General features: G+C 59.5%; 5 protein-coding genes and 2 pseudogenes. 6 read left to right on the top strand and 1 reads right to left on the bottom strand.

The genetic code is table 11. The features are described 5' to 3' along the window. Positions 1 to 219: 219 nt before the first annotated feature. Complete coding sequence (locus B5G03_RS16805) at positions 220 to 1,248, bottom strand: helix-turn-helix domain-containing protein (RefSeq protein WP_275539308.1); 1,029 nt, start codon at positions 1,246 to 1,248, stop codon at positions 220 to 222. Between the two features lie 182 nt (positions 1,249 to 1,430). On the opposite strand from B5G03_RS16805, the gene B5G03_RS16800 reads away from it, so the two are divergent. From B5G03_RS16800 to B5G03_RS16775, 6 genes and pseudogenes are all read left to right on the top strand, one after another. After that, entirely contained in the window at positions 1,431 to 2,051 is a 621-nt protein-coding gene (locus B5G03_RS16800) for a corrinoid protein (RefSeq protein WP_087182816.1), read from the top strand. 72 nt (positions 2,052 to 2,123) lie between these two features. Further along, positions 2,124 to 2,870 (top strand): thioredoxin family protein, encoded by a 747-nt coding sequence (locus B5G03_RS16795; RefSeq protein WP_087182815.1) that lies wholly within the window; start codon positions 2,124 to 2,126, stop codon positions 2,868 to 2,870. Between the two features lie 50 nt (positions 2,871 to 2,920). After that, positions 2,921 to 3,826 carry a CobW family GTP-binding protein gene (locus tag B5G03_RS16790; RefSeq protein ID WP_087182814.1) on the top strand — a complete coding sequence of 302 codons (906 nt, stop codon included), beginning with the start codon at positions 2,921 to 2,923 and terminating at the stop codon, positions 3,824 to 3,826. Further along, entirely contained in the window at positions 3,823 to 4,788 is a 966-nt protein-coding gene (locus B5G03_RS16785) for a biotin synthase BioB (protein WP_087182813.1), read from the top strand. The genes B5G03_RS16790 and B5G03_RS16785 overlap by 4 nt, the downstream gene beginning before the upstream one ends. Then, positions 4,770 to 5,332 (top strand): annotated as a pseudogene (locus B5G03_RS16780) (DUF2284 domain-containing protein). Before B5G03_RS16785 ends, B5G03_RS16780 begins: the two are co-directional and overlap by 19 nt. Before the next feature lie 16 nt (positions 5,333 to 5,348). After that, positions 5,349 to 6,839 (top strand): annotated as a pseudogene (locus tag B5G03_RS16775) (ASKHA domain-containing protein). Positions 6,840 to 7,298: the final 459 nt, after the last annotated feature.

Genomic DNA, 7,298 nt, shown 5'->3' with positions numbered 1-7,298 from the left:
TTGCTTTAGTGCGGTTGGCGTTACCCGCTTCTATTGTAGCAAAAGGAGGTTCTTTTTTTACCGTTTCAACGCTCGTGCTCTTCTCGTCCACAAGCATAGCTTGTGGTTTTCTAGTTAAGAAAAGGCGCCTGGCCGGGCGCCTTTTTGTTTGCGGGGATGTTTCAGCCAAGGACACAAAGCACAAACGGGCGGAGTGGTTCAAAACCACTCCGCCTGTTTTCAATCCGTTCCTTGGGTGTATCGGGCGCGATAGCGCAGCGGTGTCATTCCGGTAACACGGCGAAACACCTTGGTAAAATAGCTCTGATCTTCAAACCCCACCGCACTGGCCACGTCAATAATGCGCAGCTCCTCATGAAGCAGCAGCTGGCGCGCTTTTGTGATGCGCACCCGGTTCAGATAGTCGTTGAAGGCCGTGCCGGTCTCCTCCTTGAACACCCGGCTCAGATAGGCAGGCGACAGGAACACCCGTTCTGCCAGCTGCTCCAGCGTGACCTTCTCATGATAGTGGGTCTCGATGTACTGCATACACAGGTGGATGGTGTGGGCATGACGCACATCCACATAGCAAAACACGCTGGCCAGCAGGATGTATCCCAGCAATTCGTTCAAAAGGCGTCCCGCCTCTTCCCTCTCCGCACGCCGTATGCTGCGCAGAAAGGCCTTTTCCGTCGCAAAGGGATAGGGCGACGGCCGCTCTTCCTGCTTCAGCTGCAAAATGTAGCTGTTGATCTGCCCCTGAATCGCATCGGCGGACTGCACCTTGCGCATACGCTCCGTGGCGGACACCTTATTTAAAAAGCCCACCGCCATAAACAACAGCGTGGACATCTGGTTCACCGTTGCCGTGTGAACGACCGGCACGCTCTCCAGTTCCCGGACGATCCCTGTGCGCTGTTCCTTTTCCAGGCAGGTAAGCTCACAGTCGATGTAATCCTCCCGTTCCACCATCAAAAAGGGGCCCGCCGTGATGTGGGCCGCGCTCTCGTTCTCCCCCAGAATGGGCGAGACAAAGCAGGTGAGTCCCATGGGGCAATAGTAGATGTACCGGCCGCCAAACCGTTCTGCTTCGGCGGTGCTGTAATTCTGTGCCCGCACGCACTGGAGCTTTTCCCGCCCTGCCAGGGTACAGACCCGGCAGGACGCGCAGCCATAGCCATATTCCGCCAGGGCGTCCCCCTGCTTGTTGGACACGACGCACCCCAATCCGGTGGAGGCGGCAAAGGCCGCCGCGCACTCTCGTGCCAGGGTGAGATCAAAGTTTTTTCCACGGCCGCCTCCTTTTGGAATCCTTCGTAATGTCGATAAAATATTACCAAAAAAGCGATAGATTACAAGCCGCGCCCGCCGCAGATATGGTACTCTTTCCCAAGAACAACGTTGCCGCCATACAGCCGGTGCATGTGAGAAAATGAAATGGAGGAACCACCATGCGCATATTGACAGAAATTTCCGAGAACCTGCAGAAGGGCAAAGCCACGATCGTGAAGGAGCTGGTTCAGCAGGCCAGCGACGAGGGCATCCCCGTACAGCAGATTCTGGACGAAGGCCTGCTTGCCGGCATGAGCATCATCGGCGAAAAATTCAAGAACAATGAGGTTTTCGTGCCGGAGGTGCTGGTGGCCGCCCGTGCCATGAACATGGGTGCGGCCCTGCTCAAGCCCTTAATGGCCAGCGCGGGCGTGGAAGCCGCCGGCAAGGTGTGCATCGGTACGGTGAAGGGCGACCTGCACGACATCGGTAAGAATCTGGTAAAGATGATGATGGAGGGCAAGGGCCTGGAGGTCATCGACCTGGGCACCGATGTGGCCCCTGAAACCTATGTGCAGACCGCCATCGACCAGGGCTGCCAGATCATCTGCTGCTCCGCTCTGCTCACCACCACCATGGGCGTAATGGAGGAAGTGGTCAAAAAGGCCGACGAGGCCGGTATCCGCAGCAAGGTCAAGATCATGGTGGGCGGTGCGCCCGTCACCCAGACTTTCTGCGATCAGATCGGCGCGGACTGCTACACCGCCGACGCCGCTGTGGCCATGTGCCGGTCTGCCTGATCTCTGCGCATCCTGTTCGTCCCGAGCGGCCTGTCCGGCCCTCATACATTGATCAGTATAGGAGATTCCCCTATGACCCCGAAGGAACTTTTGTTTGCCACTCTGCGCCATGAGGCCACTCCCCGTGCCCCGTGGGCTCCCTTTTCCGGCATCCACTCCGGCTTTCTCACCGGCGCCGACGCCACCAGGATTCTGACCGATGAGGACGCCCTGGTGGAGGCTCTGCTGGCGGTGAACCGCCTTGCCGCCAAGGCCATCACCGACCGGTACAACGTGGTCATCGGCGGAAACATTCCCCTGACCTCCATCATGCTGCACGGCACCCAGCAGGACAACATGAAGTATGTGGTGGACCTGCTGGACCAGCTGCCGGAATACCGCAACTTCATTGTGGCCCCCGGCTGCGATATGCCCTACTCGGTTCCGGTGGAAAATGCGATCGGCGCGGCCCAGGCGGCCCTGGAACCCGAGAGCGTGCGCAAGATGCTGGAAAACTATGTATCCGCCCCTCTGGACATCAACGTGCAGCTGCCGGATTATGCCCATCTGCCCCGCCCGCTGGTGGAGGTGTTTACTCTGGACAGCGCATCCTGTGCCGCCTGCACCTATATGATGGGAGCCGCCGCGGCAGCCAAGGAGCAGTTCGGCGATACCATCGACATGGTGGAATACAAGTTCACCCAGAAGGAAAACATCGCTCGCTTTCGGAAGATGGGGGTCAAAAAGCTCCCCAGCATCTACATCAACGGCCAGCCGAAGTTTTCTTCGATCATTCCCAGCCGGGAAGAGCTGGAAGACGCCATTCGAGAAATATTGTGAGAAATGTATGCCGCGGGGTCTGCCCGCGGCATTTTCTGAAAGGGACCAGTATGGAACTGTATCTTATCACCGGGTTTTTGGGCGCGGGAAAAACCACCTTCCTTCGGGAATTCGTCCGCCAGTTTGCAGGAAAACGGCTGCGGCTCATCATCAACGAATTCGGCAAAACCGGTGTGGACGGAACGCTGCTTCAGGATGTGAACGCCGCACTGGCCGAGATCACCAACGGCTCCATCTTCTGCGCCTGCCGTCTGGATAAGTTCGAGGAGGAGCTGCACCGCTGCATTGCCGACGGGCCCGACATCGTGCTGGTGGAAGCATCCGGCCTGGCCGATCCCACCAGTGTACAGACGATCCTCGGGCGGCCGGAATTTTCTGCCATTCAATACCGGGGCAGCGTCTGTCTGGTGGACACACCCCGCCTGGAGCGGGTGCTGCACACCGCTCGCGTATGCCCCAAGCAGCTGATGGTGAGCAGCCTGGTGCTGCTGAACAAGACCGATCTTGCCACCGGCGAACAGCTGCTTGCCGCCGAAGCGGCTGTGCGGGAGCGCAATCCGGAGGCGGTCATACGCCAAACCAGCTTCGAACGCTTTCATCCTGACTGGCTGGGGGATATCCATCCCCTGGGAGGAACTGCTCTCACGGAACAGCCGGACATCCGGCTGCAAAAGCAACTGATCCTGCTGGACCCGTCGATGACGGTGTCCCAGCTGGAGAGCGCACTGCGCCTGATCGCCGAGGATTCCTGGCGCATCAAGGGCTTTGCCCGGCTGGAGGGCCGCCGTCTGCTGGTGGACTGCGTGGGCCCGGCCGTGCGCGTTTTTGATACTGAACTGGAAGCGGAGCAGGAAAACGAGCTGGTCCTGCTGGCCGGTCCGGGCATGCCGCTGCGGAAAACGGTAAAGCAGGCGGTACAATGGTACCCCTGGCTGATTCGGGAGGTTTGGGAATGATCGGACCGATTTTACAGCGGTTTGCCCGGGGTGAGAATCTGACCCGGGAGGACCTGTGCGCTTTGCTGCGCGTGCCCGTTGGCAGCCGGGACTATTACCGGCTTCTTTCGGAAGCCAACGCGTATTCCCGCAGGGCGTTTGACGGGAAAGGCCTGTTGTTCGGCCAGATCGGGCTGGACATCCAGCCCTGCCGGATCAACTGCAAGTTTTGCAGCTTGGCAGCCGACGTGCTGAAGGACTGCGTCCCCGTTGTCCGCGATCTCCATTCCACCGCACAGCTTGCAAGGGAGCTGGCCGAATCCGGCGCACAGGATGTCTTTCTGATGACAACCGCAGAATTTTCTCAGGAGCGGTTTTTGGAATACGGCCGCGCGGTTCGCAGCGTGCTGCCCGACGGGGTACGGCTGGTGGCCAATGTGGGTGATTTCAGCGAAGCCTATGCCCGCCGTCTGCGCGAGACAGGCTTTACGGGGATATATCACATCTGCCGTTTGGGCGAAGGCGTGGACACCGGCGCAGCGGTGGAAACCAGACTGCGCACCATGGACGCAGTCAAGGCCGCCGGTCTGGAGCTGTATTATTGCGTTGAGCCCATCGGGCCGGAACACACGAACGAGCAGCTGGCGGAAGAAATGCTGCGTCCCCGCCAATATCCGGTGGGAGTGATGGCGGTCATGAAGCGCACCGCCGTGCCGGGAACCGCACTGGCAAAACGGGGCGAGATCTCCGCGGCGCGGCTGGCACAGATCTGCGCCGCCGCCACCCTGGCCATGCGTCCGAAGCGGGCCATGTGCGTCCACGAGCCCGACGAGTTGTGCCTGATGGCGGGAGCCAACCAGCTGTACGCCGAGTGCGGGGCAAACCCGCGCGACACCGAGGCGGAAACCAGCAAAGGCCGAGGATTCTCCGCAGCAGAAGCCCAGGCGATACTGCGAAAAACAGAATGGGAGCTGACGGAATGAAACAACATAAGGAACTGGTCCAGCAGCTGCTGGATTGGGGCGCGTACCGTGCCAATATCATCCCGGTGGAGTCCATCGAATTTGAGCCGTCCTTTCGCAAGCTGTGCGAGTCCAACGCCTGCGGAATGTACGGAAAAAGCTGGATGTGCCCCCCTGCATCGGGCCGGTGGACGAGCTGATCGCCCGGGCAAAGACCTACCGGTGGGCATTGGTCTATCAAATCGTGGACCAGCTGGAGGACAGCTACGACTTTGAAGGCATGATGGCAGCAGGGCAAAGAATGAACGACCTGAGCCAGCGGGTCCGTTCGGAATGGCCGGACAGCGCCGGCCCGCATCCCCTGCATCTGGGTGCCGGGGGATGCCGGGTGTGCAGTGTATGTGCCAAGCGGGAAGACGCGCCCTGCCGCTTTCCGGACAAAGCGCTGGCCTCTCTGGAAGCCTATGGCGTGAATGTATCCCGATTGGCACAGCTGGCCGGGATGAACTACATCAACGGACAGGATACCGTCACTTATTTTGGCGCGGTCCTGTTCGGACACTGAAAGCGAGGGAAGCGCTATGCCTGTTGTGACGATTAACGGAGTTCCCTTCGCTGCTGCATCCGGAACCCTGTTAAGCGATGCGGTCAGCCCTCACTCCCATCTGGAAACACCCTGCGGAAGGCTGGGCCGGTGCGGCAAATGCCGTGTTTTCGCCAGGGGAGCGCTCAGTGAGCCAACCGTTGAGGAGAAAAAGCTGCTCTCGCCCGAAGAACTGGCCCAGGGTGTGCGGCTCGCCTGTTCTGTGCGAATTTTAGGGGATTGCCAGGTCACCACCGCCAGCGAAGCGCAGGCCCATGTGCTGGGCAGCAAGCAAGACGTTCATGCCCGCGCTCCTCTGTTCTCCCGTTGGGGTGCGGCCATCGACATCGGTACCACTACACTGGCCGCCTGTCTGTATGACCGCAGCGGGAACATGCTTGCACAGGCCGGGTGCATGAATCCTCAGGCGCCCTGGGGCGCGGATGTGATCACGCGGATCGGTGCCGCGCTCCAGGGGGAAGGGCCAGTGCTGGCCCGCGCCATTCAGAGACGTTTGGACCAGCTGCTGAAGGAAATGGCCAGCCAGGCCGGTATCTCTGCCCGAGAAATCGACGCACTGGTCATCACCGGCAACACAGCAATGCTGTATCTTTTGACCGAAACAAACCCGGACTGCCTGTCCCACGCCCCCTTCGCGGCGGACCGGCTGTTTGGAGAAATGCTCACCGGTGCAGAGCTGGGTCTGTGCTGCGCCGGTGCGGCCGTATATCTTCCCCGCTGTTTTTCCGCCTTTGTTGGCGCCGATACGGCTACCGCCCTGCTGGCCAGTGGCATTACGCAGCAAGACGGCACCCGGCTGCTTGCGGACATCGGCACCAACGGCGAAATCGCCTTGTGGAATCGCAGCACCCTGCTGTGCTGCTCCACCGCAGCGGGTCCGGCCTTTGAGGGCGCAGGCCTGACCATGGGCATGCCCGGCAGGGACGGTGCGGTCGATCATGTGATGGTAAAAAACGGCGCGCTGCACGCTCATGTGCTGGGTGACACCGAGGCCGTGGGAATCTGCGGCAGTGGCGTAGTGGACGCCCTGGCCTGCTTGCTGGAAACAGGCCAGATGGACGAAACAGGTTTTCTTGACCCGGAGCCTGCTGTGATCTGCGGCCGGGTGGCACTGCCGTAGAAGGATGTCCGGGCAGTGCAGCTGGCCAAAAGCGCTGTAGCCGCAGGCATCCGCACCCTTACCACAACCGCTGGCCTTACTTTTTCCCAGGTGGATGAACTGGCCATCGCAGGCGGATTCGGGAGCTATCTGGACGTAAACAATGCGGGCCGCATCGGGCTGATCCCGGGGGAATTGGTCCCCAAGGTGCGGATATTGGGGAATGCGGCTCTGCAGGGCGCCTCCATGCTGTTGCTGGATCAGCCAAAGATTCCTGACTGCGAAGCCATGACCCGTCAAGCGAGGACAGTAGACCTGGCTTCCAACCCGCTATTTCTGCAAGCATATACGGATGGCATGTTTTTTTGAATGTGATGACCTGCCAGCAACGGCGTGTCGTGCTTACTTTACGTGGAGTACGAGCCGCTAAATTTCATCAAAACAAAGAAAAGGCACCCAAACGGGTGCCTTTTTCGCTTGATCTGGATGCGGGGGAAGAATAATATATCGGTAATATATTTTGAACCCGAGAGTCCCTCGAGCTGAACCGGAGCGCCATCAGCGCGAACGGTGAAGCCGCCCCTGTAGGGGGAAGTGCAGCAAAAGAAAAGCAATCATCAATCAATGCTTTCCCCTTTGTGGTGCACTTCTAGACGAAGGCGTTAAGAAAAGCATGCCAGTGGCATGCTTTTTAGCCTGAGAGTCCCTGCGAGCTGAACCGGAGCGCCATCAGCGCGAACGGTGAAGCCGCCCCTGTAGGGGGAAGTGCAGCAAAAGAAAAGCAATCATCAATCAATGCTTTCCCCTTTGTGGTGCACTTCTAGACGA

This window comes from Gemmiger sp. An50 (assembly GCF_002161595.1).
GTDB lineage: Bacteria > Bacillota > Clostridia > Oscillospirales > Ruminococcaceae > Allofournierella.
The sequence above is the reverse complement of the archived record's forward strand: the minus strand, read 5'-3'. Positions and strand labels throughout refer to the sequence as shown.

What these genes read in the sequence shown, in the direction of transcription:
- B5G03_RS16800 (WP_087182816.1), top strand. Translation starts at nt 1,431, where the DNA reads ATGCGCATATTGACAGAAATTTCCGAGAACCTGCAGAAGGGCAAAGCC.
- B5G03_RS16790 (WP_087182814.1), top strand. Translation starts at nt 2,921, where the DNA reads ATGGAACTGTATCTTATCACCGGGTTTTTGGGCGCGGGAAAAACCACC.
- B5G03_RS16795 (WP_087182815.1), top strand. Translation starts at nt 2,124, where the DNA reads ATGACCCCGAAGGAACTTTTGTTTGCCACTCTGCGCCATGAGGCCACT.
- B5G03_RS16785 (WP_087182813.1), top strand. Translation starts at nt 3,823, where the DNA reads ATGATCGGACCGATTTTACAGCGGTTTGCCCGGGGTGAGAATCTGACC.